The following is a 16,395-nucleotide window of genomic DNA, read 5'->3' as shown; positions in this document are numbered from 1 at the left end:
CATGCGAACCCGCTTCATCCTGATCCAGACCAGCCATGCCGGCAATGTAGGCGCCGCAGCGCGCGCCATGAAAACAATGGGTTTCGGCGACCTCGTGCTCGTCGCGCCGCGCTGGGCCAACGTGCTGCGGCGCGAGGAAACCATCCAGCGCGCGAGCGGCGCACTCGACGTGCTGGCCAACGCGCGCGTCGTCGACACGCTCGACGAAGCGCTGGACGGCGTCACGCACCTCTGCGCCACCGCGATGATCCCGCGCGATTTCGGCCCCCCGACGCGCACCCCGCGCGAGCATCTCGAGCCGCTCGGCAGATCGGACCCGCCAGAGCACGTCGGCTTGCTGTTCGGCTCCGAGCGCTTCGGCATGCGCAACGAAGACGTCTATCGTTGCAACGTCGCGCTGAGCATTCCGGCAGACCCCAATTTCGGCTCCCTGAATCTGGGTGCGGCGATCCAGCTCGTCGCCTACGAATGGCGGCTGGCGCTGGGCGGCTTCCCGGTCGTCGAGTCAGTGACGCCGACACAGGCCGCCGATGCGCGCGCCGTCGCGGGCATGCTCGACCACTGGGAGAAGGCGCTGGTGCAGATCGGTTTTCTCGATCCCGCCGCGCCCAAGAAGCTGATGCCGCGTCTGCAGCAGTTGTTCAATCGCGCGCAGCCGACGCCGGAAGAGATCCACATCCTGCGCGGCATAGCCAAGGCGATGGCCGATACGCGGTCATGACGATACGGCGCCGTGCGTCTTGTCGGCGCCATCGACCATGTTCTTCACCCGTCTCGCCAGCGCGTCCAGTGTGAAAGGCTTGGTCAGCACCTGCATTCCCGGCTCCAGGTGACCGTTGCCGACCACCGCGTTCTCCGCATAGCCGGTGATGAACAACACCTTGAGTTCGGGACGTAGCGACCGGCCACCATCCGCGACCTGCCGGCCGTTCATGCCGCCCGGCAGTCCGACGTCGGTGATCATCAGGTCGATCGGCGCGCCCGACTGCAGCAGCGTGAGCGCTTCGGCGCCATCGGCAGCCTGCAGCGTCTTGAAACCCATCTCTTCGAGCGCCTCGACCACCAGCGACCGTACGTTGATCTCGTCGTCGACGACCAGCACCACGCCGGCGCCCATGCTGTCGTCGCGCAGCTGGCGGATTTCGACCGTCGGCAGATCGGCTTCCGCGTCGTCCCGGAGCTGGCGCGGCAGATAGATGCACATCGTCGTGCCCATGCCGATCTCCGAATACACCCGGATCTGGCCGCCGGACTGCCGCGCGAAACCGTAGACCATCGACAGCCCCAGCCCGGTGCCCATGCCCATCGGCTTGGTCGTGAAGAAGGGTTCGAACACGCGCTGGATCACGTCCGGCGCCATGCCGGTTCCGGTATCTGTCACGCAGAGCGAGATGTACTGGCCGGGCGGCAGGTCGCGCTCCCGGGCGACGCGCTCGTCCATGAACTTGTTGGCGGTCTCGATCGTGAGGCGTCCGCCGTCGGGCATCGCATCGCGGGCGTTGATGCAGAGATTCAGCAGCGCATTCTCCAGCTGGTGCGGATCGACGTGCGTGCGCCACAGCCCGACCGAACCGACCACGTCCAGCGTCACCGCCGGGCCGATGGTCCGGCGCAGCAGTTCCTCCATGCCGGCGACCAGCTTGTTGGCATCGACGGTCTTCGGTTCCAGCGTCTGCCGGCGTGAAAACGCGAGCATCCGGTGGGTGAGCGACGCTGCGCGTTTTGCCGCGCCTTGCGCTACCGTGATGTAACGCTCGAAATCGTCGTGCCGACCCTGGTTGAGCCGGCGCTGCATCAGCTCGAGGCTGCCGGTGATGCTGGCGAGCAGGTTGTTGAAATCGTGTGCCAGTCCGCCGGTCAGCTGGCCGACGGCTTCCATCTTCTGCGACTGCCGCAGCTGTTCCTGCATCGCTTCCAGCGAGGCGGCGGCTTCCTTTTCGGCGGTGACGTGGCGACCGCTTGCGTAGATGAGGCCGTCGACCGGCGCCGATACCCAGGAAAGCCAGCGAAATCCGCCGTCCTTGTGGCGGTAGCGGTTCTCGAAGGGCAGCGCGTCGGCGGACATCACGTCGCCCAGCGCCTCCTCGAGCGAGCGCACCGTCGTACCGTCTTCGGCAGCCATGTCGTCGAGACAGACGAACTCCGTGCAATTGCGGTCGAGGAGCTCTTCCGCGCGCCAGCCGAGCACCGTATTCCAGGCCTCGTTCACCGCCCGGATGGTGCCGTCGGGCTCGACGACCAGTTGCAGGTCGCGCGACTGTTTCCACGCGCGATCCCGTTCGCGCGTGCGCGCCTCGACACGTTGCTCCAGCGTCTCGTTGAGTTGCTGGATCGCGATTTCGCTCTGCTTGCGCTCCGTGACATCGACCGTCGCGCCGGGGAAACGGATCGGTACGCCGTCTTCATCGCGCACCAGCTTGCCGCGCGCCAGCACCCAGCGTACGGAGCCGTCGAGCTGCCGTATGCGGTACTCGCTGCGGAATTCGTCCTGGCCCGCAAACGTGCGGTCGAGCTCCGCCTGGAACGCGGCCATGTCGTCCGGGTGAAAGTTCTTGGTGTATTCGGTCAACGGCGCGCCGCGCGCAGCCCATCCGGTGTCGACCGAATAGATGCGAGCGAAATTCGGGTCGCCGTAGATGACGTCCGACTTGAGATCCCAATCCCAGATGCCGATCATTCCGGAAGCACCGAGCGCCAGATTGAGCCGCTCCTCGCTCGTCGCCAGCCGCTGCTCCACCGTGCGGCGTCCGGTGATGTCGCGCCCGACGGCGACCATCCGCTGCGGCTTGCCGTTGTCGCAGAAGATCGCCGTGACGACGAAATCCCACCACTTCGGCGTGTTCTTCAATGTCGGCGCGTAGCCTTCGAAGCGCCCGGTGCCACCCGCGCAGGCATCGCTCGCAGCCTTGTGCGCGGCGATGCGGTCGCTGTCGTGCCAGGTGTCGAACCAGGATCGGCCGACCAGTTCGGACGCGGCGGATGCCTCCATTCCCTTGACGCCGCCGGGACTGGCGAATTCGACCTTGCCTTCGAGGTCGAGCACCAGGATGCAGTCGCGGCTGGACGCCAGGATCGATGCGTTGAGGTCCTGCGCCATCCGCAGTTCGAGCTGCGCCTTCATCGTGTTGCTGATGTCGCGTGAAATCGCCAGCAGTTTCTCGGGCGCGCCGTCGGGCCCGAGGATCGGCGTGACCTGCACGTCCCACCATTTCGCGTTGCCGGCCATCGTGTCGGCCATGCCGGTGAAATGGCCGATGCCGCCGTCGCGGGCAGTTTCGATTGCTGCGACGGCGGCGGTGTTGCCGGCGTCCTTCCAGAAATCGGGCCACGGGCAGCCGCGCAGCTCGTTGAAGTCGCTGACTTCCATGACTGCCTGACCGCCTTCGCTCATGAACACCAGGCTGGCGTCGAGGTCGAGCACCTTGATGCAATCGTTCGACGAAGCTAGCACGCTGCGCATGAACTGGGCGTCGGCCCGCTGTTCTGCCGCCGCCTCTCTGGCTTCGGTGCCGTCCCGGAGGATCTTGACGAAACCGATGTGCCTCCTGTTTTCATCGCGCAGCGTCATCATTTCGCCGCTGCCCCAGAAGCGCGAACCGTCCTTGCGCAGATGCCAGCGTTCGTCGTTGCCACGGCCGACGTCCAGCGCCGCGATCATCTCCATCTCGATCTGGCCGCGCTCGCGGTCCTCGGGAGTGAAGAATCGTTCGGCGGACTGCCCGTACATTTCCTCGGCGGTCCAGCCGAAGATCAGCTCCGCACCCGAATTCCAGTCGGTGATGATTCCGTCAGGGTCCGTCGCGACGATGGCGAAATCGATCGCACTTTCGAAGATGGCCCTAAGGCGGCCGGCATCGGCGCCGACGTCGCGAGATTTTTCGTTTGCAGCAGAAAAAGATTTGGACATAGGTTTATGCCGCAAAACGTCTGGACCACGCCGGGCTGGACAAAGACTACATAAACCTTACGCCTGACCGGGTGAGTCGGAACTCCGCATGACTGTCGGACTGGAGCTACCCACGGCTCACATGCCGACGTAGTTCGGTCCGCCGCCACCTTCCGGCGTGACCCAGACGATGTTCTGCGTCGGGTCCTTGATGTCGCAGGTCTTGCAATGGACGCAGTTCTGCGCATTGATCTGCAGGCGCTCCTTGCCGCTGTCGCCATCCGCCACATATTCGTAGACGCCGGCAGGGCAGTAGCGCGCCTCCGGGCCGGCGTACTCGGGCAGGTTGATACGCGTGGGTACGCTCGGGTCCTTGAGCGTCAGGTGCGCCGGCTGGTTCTCTTCATGGTTCGTGTTGCTGATGAACACGCTGGAAAGCCGGTCGAAGGTCAGCTTTCCGTCGGGCCTCGGATAGACGATCTTCTTGCAGGCCGATGCCGGCTTCAGGCGCTTGTGATCGGCTTCGGTGCGATGGATCGTCCAGGGAATATGGCCGCGCAGCACGAACTGCTCGATGCCGGTCATGACGGTTCCGACGGTCAGGCCCTTCTTGAACCACTGCTTGAAATTGCGCGCCTTGTGCAGTTCGGTGTGCAGCCAGCTCTTCTCGAAAGCTGCCGGGTATGCGGTGAGTTCGTCGTGCTGCCGGCCGGCGAGGATCGCCTCGAACGCGGCATCGGCGGCGAGCATGCCGGTCTTGATGGCGGCATGGCTGCCCTTGATGCGGCTTGCATTGAGATAGCCGGCTTCGCAGCCGACCAGCGCACCGCCCGGAAACACCGTCTTCGGCAACGACAGCAGGCCGCCGGCCGTGATCGCGCGCGCGCCGTAGCTCAGGCGCTTCGGCGCCTTCAAACCCTTGTCCTGGCCTTCGAAATACCAGCGGATGTTCGGATGCGTCTTGAAGCGCTGGAACTCCTCGAAGGGGCTCATGTGCGGATTCTGGTAGTCCAGCCCGACCACGTAGCCGACGATCAGCTGGTTGTTCTCCGCGTGATAGACGAAGGAGCCGCCATACGTGTCGCCGGGCAACGGCCAGCCGGCAGTGTGGATCGCCAGGCCCGGCTGGTGGCGTGCCGGGTCGATTTCCCACAGTTCCTTGATGCCGATGCCGTAGCTCTGCGGGTCCTTGCCGTCGTCGAGCTTGTACTTTGCGATCAGCTGCCGGCCCAGATGACCGCGTGCGCCTTCCGCGAACACGGTGTATTTGCCGAGCAATTCCATGCCGAGCTGGAAGTTGTCGGTCGGTTCGCCGTCCTTGCCGATACCGAGATTGCCGGTCGCGACACCGCGCACCTTGCCGTCTTCGGTGTAGAGCACTTCCGCGGCAGGAAAGCCCGGAAAGATCTCGACGCCGGCTTCTTCCGCCTGCAGCGCCAGCCAGCGCGTCACGTTGCCGAGGCTGACGATGTAGTTGCCTTCGTTGTGGAAGTTGTGCGGCAGCATGAAGTTCGGCGTGCGGACGGCGCCGGTCTCGGTGAGCATGAGGAAGGTGTCGGCGGTCACCGGCTGGTTCAGCGGCGCGCCCTTGGCCTTCCAGTCGGGAATCAGTTCCGACAGACCGCGCGGATCCATGATCGCGCCCGACAGGATGTGCGCACCCGGCTCCGAGCCTTTCTCCAGAACCACGACCGAGACTTCCTTGTCGTACTGCGCCGCCAGCTGCTTGATCCGGATCGCGGTCGACAGGCCGGCGGGGCCGCCACCGACCACGACCACGTCGTATTCCATGGATTCGCGGGGACCGAACTGGGCAAGGATTTCGTCGTGGGTCATTGATCTGTCTCTTCGAAGGAGGATTTGTAAATATTTTATGCGGCGGCCTGCAGGAGGATTCGCGTCTCCAGACCGGTCTCCGCATCCGGCGGCGGCGACTGCATTTCCAGGCGCCCGCCATGCTTCTCGACGATCGTCGTGACGATCGACAGGCCCAGCCCGTAGCCGACGCGCGCAGTGCCGTGCCGGACGTGGCGCTGTCGCATCAACGCGAGGGCATCGTTTCCGACGCCCGGCCCGCCGTCGCGGACGATCAGCGCGCCGTCGCTGCGGACCTCGATGTCGACCCGGCTGTCGCCGGCGTAATGAAGTGCGTTCTCCACCAGGTTGCGCAGCGCGATGGCAAGCGCATCGAAGTCGCCGAGAGCGATCGGTCCTTCGCCGGTTTCCGGCACCCGCAGGTGAAGGCGGTGGAGCACGCCGGTGTCGGCCCAGAATTCCTGCGCCACCGTGGCAGCCAGCAGGATCAGGTCGACGCGCGAGCGCGTCAGCGACGCGCCCGACTCGGCCCTCGACAGCTGCAACAGCTTCTCGGTGCGATGGCTGAGCACCTGCAGCGCATCGAGCGCGCCGCGAACGTCCTCGCGGCGCAGGTCGTGATCGAGCGCGGTCTGCAGGCGCAGGCGGGCCGCGGCCAGCGGCGTGCGAAGCTCATGCGCGGCGTTGGCAGCCAGCGCGCGCTCGACGTCGAGCGACTTCGAGAGTCGGTCCATCAGCCGGTTGACATGCTCCTCGACCGACTTCAACTCGCGCGGCAGACGGGGCAGGGAAATGGGTTGCAACTGGTCGCTGCCTCTCTTGCCGATCTCCTGTTCGAGCGACTGCAGCACGCCGAGCTCGCTTCGCGCGATGCGGCGCAGCAGCACCGCCAGCAACGGCAGGATCGCCAGCAACGGCGCGATCAGCCCGATCAGCGTGCGGTCGACCGCTTCGCGACGCTCGTCGAGCGGATCGGCCACCTGCAGATACAGGTTGCGCACGGGATGGCGCACCGTGTAGATGCGCCAGTGGTCGTTGTTCGAGAAGCCCGGGGAAACCGGCACGTCGAAGACGTTGCCCGGTGTCTCGGCCGACCGCATCAGCACGCGTTCGCCGGGATCGACGATCTGGTAGATCACCGATGCATCGGTGAACGTCGTCGGCGTGGGCGCGATCAGCGGCTTGCCCGGATGCGGGGCCGGATCGTCCTTGTCCAGGTGCGACAGCGCGATGTCGAACATGCGATGCGAGACCTCGATCAGCTCGTTGTCGAAATTGAAGGTGATCTCGCGGTCCGTGTACCAGACCACCGCCAGCACGCAAGCCAGCCAGACGCCGCCGACCCAGAGGATCAGCGTGCGCGTGAGCCGCCCGGCGAGCGTGTCCCGTCCGACGCGTGAAAGCAGTGCTTCGATGCGCGGCGCGCTCACTCCGCCACGTCCGTGGAAGGCGCAAGCCGATAGCCGAGACCGCGCACCGTCTGGATGTGATCGCGTCCGAGCTTGCGGCGCAGCCGGCTGATGAAGACTTCGAGCGTATTGCTGTCGGCCTCGTCGTCGAAACCGTAGAGTGCGTCCTGCAGGTTTTCGCGGGTGTGGATGCGGTCGGGCCGCGTCGCCATCACGCGCAGCAACGCCCATTCCTTCTGCGTCAGCATCACGGCGAGTCCGTGGTTGCGCACCGTTTCGCGTCCGAGGTCGACCTGCAGGCTGCCGAGCGTGAGAACCGGTACGTTGTCGGCACTGCGCCGGCGTTCGACCGCGCGCAGCCGGGCCAGCAGTTCGGCCGGGTCGTAGGGCTTGATGAGGTAGTCGTCGGCGCCGGCGTCCAGCCCGCGGATGCGGTCGGTGACCTGGTCGCGCGCCGTCAGCACGATGACGATGGGGCGTTCCTTCAGCGCACGGATCTGCGGCAGCAGCGACAGGCCGTCGCCGTCGCCCAGATGCAGGTCGAGCAGAACGGCCGCGTACTGGGCGGCCCTCAGCGCGCCGCCGGCCATCGCGAGGCTGGGCACGGCGTCGACCACGAAGGCCTTCGCCGAAAGGTAGCCGCAGACAGCTTCCGAAAGCGCGACGTCGTCTTCAACAAGCAGAACGCGCACGGCGAGAATCCTTGGACAGAAAAAAACACAGTCTACCCAGCAGGTCCCATGCCGCTTCGGGCCGGCCGCTTCAGGTTGGATTCAGGCTGAACGCCTACGCTCCCGCCTTCGTCCAAAACACGCCTTGTCCGCCTTGAGTCCCGCCTCTTCATCTCTTCCTGCCGCGCGCACCGATACACGCCTCGTCGCGGTTACGGCTCTTCTTCTGGTTCTGGTGCTTCTCTGGGACGCTTTGGGTCTCGACCTGCCGCTGGCCCGGCTCGCCGGTACGGGCACGGGTTTCGCGCTGCGCGAAAACAGGACCTTCATCCTCGTCATGCACGAGATCCCGCGCTTCGCCAGCATGGCAGGCGTCGTCGTGCTGCTCCTGCTGGCGTTCTTTCCGCTCGGATTCATGCGCCGGATGACCCGCGGCGACCGTTTTCAGCTTGCCGGTTCGGTGCTGGCAGCCGTCACCGCGGTGTCGCTGGTCAAGAACATCAGCAACATCAGCTGTCCCTGGGATCTGCAGGAGTTCGGCGGCGTCGCGCGCTACGTTTCTCACTGGGCCTGGGGCGTGGACGACGGCGGATCGGGCCGATGCTTTCCGGCAGGCCACGCTTCCGCCGCGTTCGCTTATGTCGGCGGCTGGCTCGTGCTGCGCCGCTATTCGATGCGGTGGGCCGGCATCTGGCTCGCCGCCGCCATCGTGCTGGGCTTCGTGCTCGGTCTCGGCCAGCAGTGGCGCGGTGCGCATTACATGAGCCACACGCTCTGGACCGGCTGGATCTGCTGGGCCGTTGCGCTCGTCATCGAATTCGCCCTGCATCGTCCCCGTTTCTCTTTCAAATTCTCATGATTCGCGCGCTTTCTTCACCGCCCAACTGGCTGGCGGCCATCGACCGCTGGATGTCCCGCCCACGCAGCGCACGTTTTGTCGTTGCAGGACTCAGCCTGTATCTGCTGCTGGCGGCCAACTGGGCGTTGTGGATCGAGCTTTCGCGGATCGGCGGCGCGCCGAGTCTCTACTGGCGGTCGGCCCTCGGCATGGCGCTGCTGGTCGGATTCGGAACGCTGGGCATGCTGTCGCTCACGGCATGGTCGCGCTTCATGAAACCGCTGTGGTTCGTCATCGTGCTGATCGCGGCGGTGGCGCAGCACTACATGCTGACCTACCGGATCGTCGTCGACCCGACGATGGCGGCCAACGCCATGCAGACCGACTTCCACGAGACGCGCGACCTGCTCGGCTGGCGCATGGCATTCAACGTGCTGGCCGTGACGGTGCTTCCGGCCTGGTGGCTGCTGCGTGTGCGCATCCTGCGGACGGGCGCCTGGTCGCAGATCTGGCGCAATGCCGCGCTGTTCGTGGCGTCGATCGCGGTGGTCGCCGGCAGCGTGGCTGCGTTGTCGCGCGACCTGGCGCCGCTGATGCGCAACAACGTCACGCTGCGCTACATGATGAATCCGCTGGCCAGCGTCTATTCGGCCGGCTCGGTGGTGATCAAGCCGCTGTTCGCACGGTCCAGGCGGCTGGTGCCGATCTCGGCCGGCGCGGCACTGGGCACGTCTTATGCCGCGCAGACGAAGCCGCCGATGTTCGTGGTGGTCGTGGGCGAAACCGCCCGAGCCGACCATTTCGCGCTGAACGGCTATGCCCGCGACACGACGCCCCAGCTCGCTGCGCGCCAGGTGCTGAACTGGACCAACGTGCGCTCCTGCGGCACCAACACGCTGGCGTCGGTGCCATGCATGTTCTCGCCGCTCGGCAAGGAGGGCTACGAAGGTCGCAAGGACGACTACGAAAACCTGCTGGACGTCGCCAAGGCTGCCGGCCTGGCCGTGCTCTGGATCGAGAACCAGGCCGGCTGCAAGGGCGTGTGCGACCGCGTACCCAACATCAGCGCCGATGCCGACCTCGACGCAGCCACCAAGGCCCGCCTCTGCGACGGCGACGAGTGCCGCGACGACGTCCTGCTGCAGAACATCGACAAACGCATCGCCGCTTTGCCGGCCGAGCGGCGCGCCAGGGGTGTGCTGGTCGTGATGCACCAGATGGGCAGCCACGGCCCGGCCTACTACAAGCGGTCTTCTCCGTCGTCGAAACGCTTCATGCCCGAATGCGTGACCAATGTGCTGGCCGACTGCAGCCACGCGGAATTGCTGAACGCCTACGACAACTCCATCGCCTACACCGATCGATTTCTCGGCGACACGATCGACTGGCTGAAGACGCAGTCGGCCAGCTTCGATACGGGTCTTCTATATATGAGCGACCACGGCGAGTCCCTGGGGGAGTACGGCCTCTTCCTGCACGGACTGCCGTACAACTTCGCGCCCGAGGTGCAGAAACACGTGCCGATGATTGCGTGGTTCGATGCTGGCATGGCCGGGCGCGAGAAGTTGTCGATGAAGTGCCTGCGCGACGACCGCGACACGGCGCTGACGCACGACAACCTCTATCACACGGTGCTTGGCGTGCTGGATGTGAAGACGCCGACTTACAAGCCGGGGCTTGACGCATTCAAGAAATGTCGCGGTACGGAGGATTGAGACGTTTGGTCAACCTGTAGTCCCGGGCTGTTGCGCTACTAGCGTTGCGACTGGTGCGGGTGTTGACTGACTGTTTGCCACTGCCACTGCCACTGCCACTGCCACGGGCGTCGCGGCTGAATTCAATGGATCAGGCAGTATGGGAGCCGATTGAACGTTGGTCGTCAATAGAGCCGATGGCGAGTTTTCGATTATTCGAATGAATTCATCAAATTCGCTGTCGTACGAGCCTGCGGGGCTGACAGATGCGAATGACGGTGATAAGTCGTCATAGGATTGGCTGAAAATCGAAGACCCGCTTGTATTGATTCCCTGAGACGCACTTCCCTGATTCAATTGCGGAGCCTGGGCAATCTGGGGCCCTGAATTCGAAAATCCTTGCGTGTATGGCGTCGGCTGAAACTGCGGTTGATCGATGGAGTGCACGTTCTGGAAAGCGTTTGCTTGGTAATTCATGGCTCCCGAACTGTATTGCGGCCGTGTTTGAGGCTGATGCCGTTGCTGAGTAGTCGGTCTATTCATTCCATTCGAAGCTGTCCACGACGACGATGGAGTCGACTGCGACTGCGACTGCGATGGATCAATCGATGATCCACCCTGAAACAGGTTGGGCTGGTAGACCTGGCTTCCTGATTCATATGTCGGCTGTGTTTGAAGCTGCAGTTGTGGCTGCAATTGCTGCTGCACGTCGGGTTGGCCCATGCGATTGAAGGTTGGTCCGGACGACGATGGCTGCAAGGGATGGTACGCGGAAGTCGGCAACGCTTGACTCACATCTTCGAACTTCGTGCGTTTGAACGTTGGTGACTGTCTGCCGTACGACGTTGGCTCGCTGTTGACGTGCCAATAAACTCGCTTCTCAACAGTCAACGGTTCGGACACAGCCGCAGGGTCCAACAATGCGTTCGCATTGGACGGATAAATGGCTGGCGGAGCTTGAGTGCTAAGCAAAGCCGGATTCGAAGCCGTTAGTGAGATTCCGCCTTGTAGAGACTGCAAAGGCTGCAAGGGCTGCTGCGGCTGCGCAGGTTGAGCGGGTTGCTCGGTTGCAATTTTCGCAGACCGAGTACCTGGTAATGGCCGGCGATATTCAGGCGGTTGGTCGATCATGGCCAAAGCAGCTTCTCGATATTGTTCCGGGATGTTCAATGCCAATTTGCGAAAAAAAGTCCTAATCGCCATGTCGTTGGTCTGTATGGCGGAAATATCGTTTCCCGGTGCTCGACTCCAGGTGACGGCCTGATGACGCATTGCATAGACAGCTTTTGGGTTGGTGAATAACTCGGTATCGTACTTGGTTATGTTGTTGTCGTTGACCGCAATATCTTCTTTCATTGTTGTGAACAACTTCTGAAGCTGTTCTTTCGTAGTCCCGAAGCCAAATTCGGCTCTTGCTCCTTGTATTTGACGGCGTGTCGGCACCAATTTTCCCATTGGATCGTCTTTCATTGCTTTGTAAGTGTAATCTGGTCCATTATTTAGGAGGGCGCGCCTGAAATAATCGGAAATGTTCAAGTTGCCAGATGAGTAAAACGACCCTGGCGTGGCTGAAATCCTATTTTTTGCAGGTGTTTTTGGCGTGGTAGTCGAGGATGTAATCGATGTCGCGATGTTTTGCGTTTGCACGGGTGGGTTTGGGCGAACGAATTGGGGTGCCGGGGCTATTTCGGGGTTCGACGGCAAACGCGTTGAGCTTTGTCGGGTGATCGGCAGATCGCCTGTAATTTTTTCGTTGTTCATGATTGCTGGTGAGTTTTGATTGGAGAAGTACAACGACGCATGGATGATTTTTCTATCGTCGTTCGAGCCAAATATCTCTCCTATAAGAAAATTCTTAAAAAATAGGTCATACAACGTTCCATTGGTCTTCTTTTAGTCCGTTCATCGAATCAGTGGACTGCAAATGAGCGCTCATCTATTCGGTCGCGCATGCGGAAAGACACCACTGGTACGCAGGTGCGCCGACAAACCGAATCGAATTGCCCCCGCCGCCCAGTCTCCCGCCCTCCGCCAGTTGCGTCTAAGGGTTTCACCTGCCATGCTGATGGCAAACAACAAAGCGGCGTCGGTCGCATACCTCCGATGTCCGATGCGACCAACCCAGGGCGACGCGGCTTCCTGCGCCGTTCGATTGCGATAGTCCCCGCTGCGGGAGCGCTCACCGCGACCGGCTTCATCGCCGGCCAGCAGCAGAGCGCCGATGCAGCAGAACCGGCAGCTTCCGCGCCGCCTTCGCCAAGCCGGCCCTACACGCCGGTCTACTTCCACCCCGACGAATGGGCCTTTATCCTCGCGGCCGTCGCGCGGCTGATTCCGTCGGACGACACCGGCCCTGGCGCGATCGAAGCCGGCGTGCCGGAGTTCATCGACCGGCAGATGGAGGGCGGTTTCGGTCAGGCCTCGCTCTGGTACATGCAGGGTCCGTTCGTGCCAAGCTCGCCGCTGTTCGGCTACCAGGGAAAGATGCTGCCGCGCGAGGTGTACCGCGCCGGCATTGCCGCGACCGATGCCTGGTGCCGGCAAAACAGGGGCGGCAAACGATTCGCCGAGCTCGATGCCGCGCAGCAGGACGAAGTGCTCAAGGGGCTGGAGGGCGAAACGATCAGGTTCGCCGATGTCGGCGGCAAGGACTTCTTCGGTTTCCTGCTGCAGAACACGAAGGAGGGCTATTTCAGCGATCCGATCCACGGCGGCAACAAGGATGCGGCGGCCTGGAAGATGATCGGTTTCCCCGGTGCGCGCGCGGACTTTCTCGACTGGGTCGACAAACCCGGCGTCCGGTACCCGCTGCCGCCCGTCAGCATCGCCGGCCCGCAAGGCTGAGGGAAGGCTCGACATGGCAACCATCAAGAAACCTTCCGTCGACGCGGTGCTGGTCGGCTTCGGCTGGACCGGCGCGATCATGGGCATGGAACTCACGGCCGCCGGGCTCAAGGTGCTGGCGCTGGAGCGCGGCGAGAACCGCGACACCGTGCCCGACTTCGCCTATCCGCGCATCACCGACGAGCTGAGCTACGGCATTCGCGGCAAGTTGTTCCAGAACCTGTCGAAAGAGACGGTCACCGTTCGCCACACGCCGGCCGACCTGGCCGTGCCGTACCGCCAGCACGGCTCCTTCCTGCTCGGCGACGGCGTCGGCGGCGCCGGCGTGCACTGGAACGGACATCACTGGCGCGCACTGCCGGCCGACCTGCGGCTGCGCAGCACCTACGAAGAGCGCTACGGCAAGAAATTCATCCCCGACGGCATGAACCTGCAGGACTTCGGCGTGACCTACGACGAACTGGAACCGCACTTCGACCAGTTCGAGAAGATCTGCGGCACCTCCGGCAAGGCCGGCAACCTGCGCGGCAATGTCCAGGCCGGCGGCAATCCGTTCGAAGGCTGGCGCACCAATGAATTTCCGCTGCCGCCACTGGCTTCGCCGAACAGCGCGGTGCTGTTCGAGAAGGCTGCGCGCGAGCTCGGCTTTCATCCGTTCCCGCAAGCCGCGGCCAACGCATCGCGGGCGTACACGAATCCGCATGGTGCGCAGTTGGGTCCGTGCAATTTCTGCGGCTTCTGCGAGCGCTACGGCTGCTACATGTATGCCAAGGCATCGCCGCAGACCACCTTGCTGCCGACGCTCATGAAGCGGCCGAACTTCGAGCTGCGCACCCGCTCGCACGTGCAGCGCGTGCTGATGTCGGCCGACGGCAAGCGCGCGACCGGCGTGCTTTACATCGACGCACAGGGCAACGAGGTCGAGCAGCCCGCCGACCTGGTCGTGCTGTGCGCCTACCAGATGCACAACGTGCGCCTGCTGCTGCTGTCGAACATCGGCAGGAAGTACGACCCGGCCAGCGGCGAAGGCGTTGTCGGTCGCAACTACGCCTACCAGCTCAACGGCGGTGCTGCGCTGCATTTCGACAAGGAACAGCCGATGAATCCGTTCGTCGGATCGGGCGCCAGCGGCCACGCGATGGACGATTTCGACGGCGACAACTTCGACCACGGCCCGCTCGGTTTCGTCGGCGGCGCGACCATCAACTGCATCAATACGGGCGGACGCCCGATCCAGCAGCTGAGCCTGCCGGCCGGTACGCCGACCTGGGGCGCGGCGTGGAAGAAGGCGGCCAAGGAGAACTACGTCTATCAGACCAGCGTCGGCAGCCAGGGCTCGGTGATGTCCTACCGCGACAATTACCTCGACCTCGATCCGACCTACAAGGACCAGTTCGGCCAGCCGCTGCTGCGCATGACCTTCGATTGGAAGGACAACGACATGGCGATGACGGCGTTCATCGGTACCAAGGTCGAGGCGATCGCCAGGGCGATGAACCCGAAACACATCAGCATGGGCTTCAAGAAGAAGGGCGAGCACTACGACGTGCGGCCCTACCAGTCGACCCACAACACCGGCGGCGCCGTGATGGGCACCGACCCGAAGACCAGCGCGATCAACCGCTATCTGCAGAGCTGGGACGTGCCGAACGTGTTCGTCATGGGCGCGAGCGCATTTCCGCAGAACTTCGGCTACAACCCGACCGCCGTCGTCGGCGCGCTGGCCTACTGGTCGGCCAAGGCGATTCGCGAGCGCTATCTCAAGAGCCCCGGAGCACTCGCATGAACGCCGAAACCACGAAGCGCCTTCGCATCACCGGGCTTGGCATCGTCATCGCGGCGGTCGTCAGCACCTGGGCCTTCGGCGCTTTCGGGCAGAAGGCAACTCAAGGGCCGGGTACGGGGCCGGGTACAGCGCCCGCATCGGCCAACGCGCCCGCGACATCGGCCGTTTCGCCGACGGCCGCGGCAACCAGCGCGTCCACACCGGATCCGATGGTCGAGCGCGGTCTCTATCTGGCGCGCGCCGGGGACTGCGTCAGCTGCCACACCGGCCCGAGCAAGACTCCGTTCGCCGGCGGCCTGCCGATGAAGACGCCGTTCGGCACCATCGTGTCGACCAACATCACGCCGGACAAGGCCGGCGGCATCGGCGACTACACCGAGGCCGATTTCGCGCGTGCATTGCGCGAAGGCGTTCGCAAGGACGGCAGGCATCTGTATCCGGCGATGCCGTACACATCGTTCGCGCGCATCGACGACGCCGACATGCATGCGCTGTACACGTACTTCCAGCGCGGCGTGAAGCCCGTCGCCGACAAGCCGCCCGCGACGGACCTGCCGTGGCCGTTCAGCATGCGCTGGCTGATGCTCGGCTGGAATTTTCTCTACCTGGAGCAGGGCGTCTATTCGCCGGACGCCGCCCGCAGCGCCGAATGGAATCGCGGTGCCTATCTGGTGCAGGGCCTCGGCCATTGCGGCGAATGCCACACGCCGCGCAACAGCCTGACCGGCGGCGTCAAGTCGACCAGCGACCGTCGCGGCGACAGCTTTCTGGGCGGCGCGCTGATCGACGGCTGGTACGCACAGCCGCTGCGCCACACCGACCGCCCGACCGCCGCGCAGTGGTCGAGCGCCGATCTGGTGGCTTTCCTCGGCACCGGCCGCACGCCGCATACCGCTGCTTTCGGTGGCATGAGCGAAGTGGTGGAAAACAGCACGCAGTACATGAGCAAGGAAGACCTGGGTGCCATTGCGAGCTATCTGCAGACCGTCGGCGCGCCGGCCGGTTCGACACCGCCGCTCGCTTCGCCGCAAGCAGCGATGGTCGCTGCCGCCGACAGGCACCCGGACACGCTGAAGCTGCGCGCCGGCGCGGTCGAAGGTGCAGGCGCAATGATCTACATCAACAACTGCAACGCCTGCCACCGGTCCAGCGGCGCCGGAGCGAATGGCGTGTTTCCTTCGCTCTCGGGCAACAGCGTCGTCAATGCGAAGGACCCGACCTCGCTGATCCGCATCGTGCTGGGTGGGTCTGCCATGCCGAGCACCGAGAAGTCGCCGTCGGCGCTGGCGATGCCCGGCTTCGGCTGGCGTCTGACCGATGCGAATGTGGCCGACTTGCTGAGCTATGTTCGCATTACATGGGGCAACAAGGCCGAGGCGGTGACGCCTGCGCAGGTGGCCGCGGTGCGCGCGACATTCAAGCCGGCCGATCTGGCGCTGACGAAGCCCTGAA

At 64.0% G+C, this 16,395-nt stretch carries 11 protein-coding genes and 1 pseudogene; 6 read left to right on the top strand and 6 right to left on the bottom strand.

The genetic code is table 11. The features are described from left to right. Position 1 precedes the first annotated feature (1 nt). Complete coding sequence (locus ACSFA3_RS04455; RefSeq protein ID WP_435504182.1) at positions 2-721, top strand: RNA methyltransferase; 720 nt, start codon at positions 2-4, stop codon at positions 719-721. Here ACSFA3_RS04455 and ACSFA3_RS04450 read toward each other — a convergent pair. The 5 genes and pseudogenes from ACSFA3_RS04450 to ACSFA3_RS04430 all read right to left on the bottom strand — a co-directional run bounded on the left by ACSFA3_RS04450 (position 716) and on the right by ACSFA3_RS04430 (position 7,802). Next, the gene (locus ACSFA3_RS04450; protein ID WP_435504954.1) at positions 716-2,677 is read right to left on the bottom strand and encodes a hybrid sensor histidine kinase/response regulator; all 1,962 of its coding nucleotides are present in this window, start codon (positions 2,675-2,677) and stop codon (positions 716-718) included. The genes ACSFA3_RS04455 and ACSFA3_RS04450 overlap by 6 nt on opposite strands. A 57-nt stretch (positions 2,678-2,734) precedes the next feature. Next, positions 2,735-3,907: pseudogene (locus ACSFA3_RS04445) on the bottom strand (PAS domain-containing protein); the annotation flags it as partial. A 117-nt stretch (positions 3,908-4,024) separates the two neighbouring features. Next, a complete protein-coding gene (locus ACSFA3_RS04440; protein ID WP_435504181.1) occupies positions 4,025-5,722 on the bottom strand; it encodes an electron transfer flavoprotein-ubiquinone oxidoreductase in 1,698 nt (565 codons plus the stop codon). A 35-nt stretch (positions 5,723-5,757) separates the two neighbouring features. Beyond that, positions 5,758-7,131 (bottom strand): sensor histidine kinase, encoded by a 1,374-nt coding sequence (locus ACSFA3_RS04435; RefSeq protein ID WP_435504180.1) that lies wholly within the window; start codon positions 7,129-7,131, stop codon positions 5,758-5,760. Next, entirely contained in the window at positions 7,128-7,802 is a 675-nt protein-coding gene (locus tag ACSFA3_RS04430) for a response regulator (protein WP_435504179.1), read from the bottom strand. Before ACSFA3_RS04430 ends, ACSFA3_RS04435 begins: the two co-directional genes overlap by 4 nt. 124 nt (positions 7,803-7,926) lie before the next feature. On the opposite strand from ACSFA3_RS04430, the gene ACSFA3_RS04425 reads away from it, so the two are divergent. Further along, the gene (locus ACSFA3_RS04425; protein ID WP_435504178.1) at positions 7,927-8,640 is read left to right on the top strand and encodes a phosphatase PAP2 family protein; all 714 of its coding nucleotides are present in this window, start codon (positions 7,927-7,929) and stop codon (positions 8,638-8,640) included. After that, positions 8,637-10,334, top strand: a complete 1,698-nt coding sequence (locus tag ACSFA3_RS04420) for a phosphoethanolamine transferase (RefSeq protein ID WP_435504177.1) — start codon at positions 8,637-8,639, stop codon at positions 10,332-10,334. Before ACSFA3_RS04425 ends, ACSFA3_RS04420 begins: the two co-directional genes overlap by 4 nt. Positions 10,335-10,343: 9 nt before the next feature. Here ACSFA3_RS04420 and ACSFA3_RS04415 read toward each other — a convergent pair whose 3' ends face one another. Beyond that, positions 10,344-12,188, bottom strand: a complete 1,845-nt coding sequence (locus ACSFA3_RS04415) for a hypothetical protein (RefSeq protein ID WP_435504176.1) — start codon at positions 12,186-12,188, stop codon at positions 10,344-10,346. Between the two features lie 228 nt (positions 12,189-12,416). On the opposite strand from ACSFA3_RS04415, the gene ACSFA3_RS04410 reads away from it, so the two are divergent. Genes ACSFA3_RS04410 through ACSFA3_RS04400 form a run of 3 tightly spaced genes read left to right on the top strand, consistent with a single transcriptional unit; the run spans position 12,417 to position 16,394 of the window. Next, the gene (locus ACSFA3_RS04410) at positions 12,417-13,157 is read left to right on the top strand and encodes a gluconate 2-dehydrogenase subunit 3 family protein (RefSeq protein ID WP_435504175.1); all 741 of its coding nucleotides are present in this window, start codon (positions 12,417-12,419) and stop codon (positions 13,155-13,157) included. 13 nt (positions 13,158-13,170) lie between these two features. Then, entirely contained in the window at positions 13,171-14,943 is a 1,773-nt protein-coding gene (locus ACSFA3_RS04405; RefSeq protein WP_435504174.1) for a GMC family oxidoreductase, read from the top strand. Continuing rightward, the gene (locus ACSFA3_RS04400; RefSeq protein ID WP_435504173.1) at positions 14,940-16,394 is read left to right on the top strand and encodes a c-type cytochrome; all 1,455 of its coding nucleotides are present in this window, start codon (positions 14,940-14,942) and stop codon (positions 16,392-16,394) included. Before ACSFA3_RS04405 ends, ACSFA3_RS04400 begins: the two co-directional genes overlap by 4 nt. Position 16,395: the final 1 nt, after the last annotated feature.

This window comes from Variovorax glucosi (assembly GCF_051216695.1).
In the GTDB taxonomy this organism is placed as follows: Bacteria; Pseudomonadota; Gammaproteobacteria; order Burkholderiales; family Burkholderiaceae_C; genus Variovorax.
This window is presented reverse-complemented; position numbering and strand designations above follow the sequence as displayed.

Bases quoted from the DNA above. Each gene is read 5' to 3' on its own strand.
- ACSFA3_RS04420 (WP_435504177.1), top strand. From the start codon at position 8,637: ATGATTCGCGCGCTTTCTTCACCGCCCAACTGGCTGGCGGCCATCGAC.
- ACSFA3_RS04455 (WP_435504182.1), top strand. From the start codon at position 2: ATGCGAACCCGCTTCATCCTGATCCAGACCAGCCATGCCGGCAATGTA.
- ACSFA3_RS04450 (WP_435504954.1), bottom strand. From the start codon at position 2,677: ATGATCGGCATCTGGGATTGGGATCTCAAGTCGGACGTCATCTACGGC.
- ACSFA3_RS04410 (WP_435504175.1), top strand. From the start codon at position 12,417: ATGTCCGATGCGACCAACCCAGGGCGACGCGGCTTCCTGCGCCGTTCG.
- ACSFA3_RS04405 (WP_435504174.1), top strand. From the start codon at position 13,171: ATGGCAACCATCAAGAAACCTTCCGTCGACGCGGTGCTGGTCGGCTTC.
- ACSFA3_RS04400 (WP_435504173.1), top strand. From the start codon at position 14,940: ATGAACGCCGAAACCACGAAGCGCCTTCGCATCACCGGGCTTGGCATC.
- ACSFA3_RS04440 (WP_435504181.1), bottom strand. From the start codon at position 5,722: ATGACCCACGACGAAATCCTTGCCCAGTTCGGTCCCCGCGAATCCATG.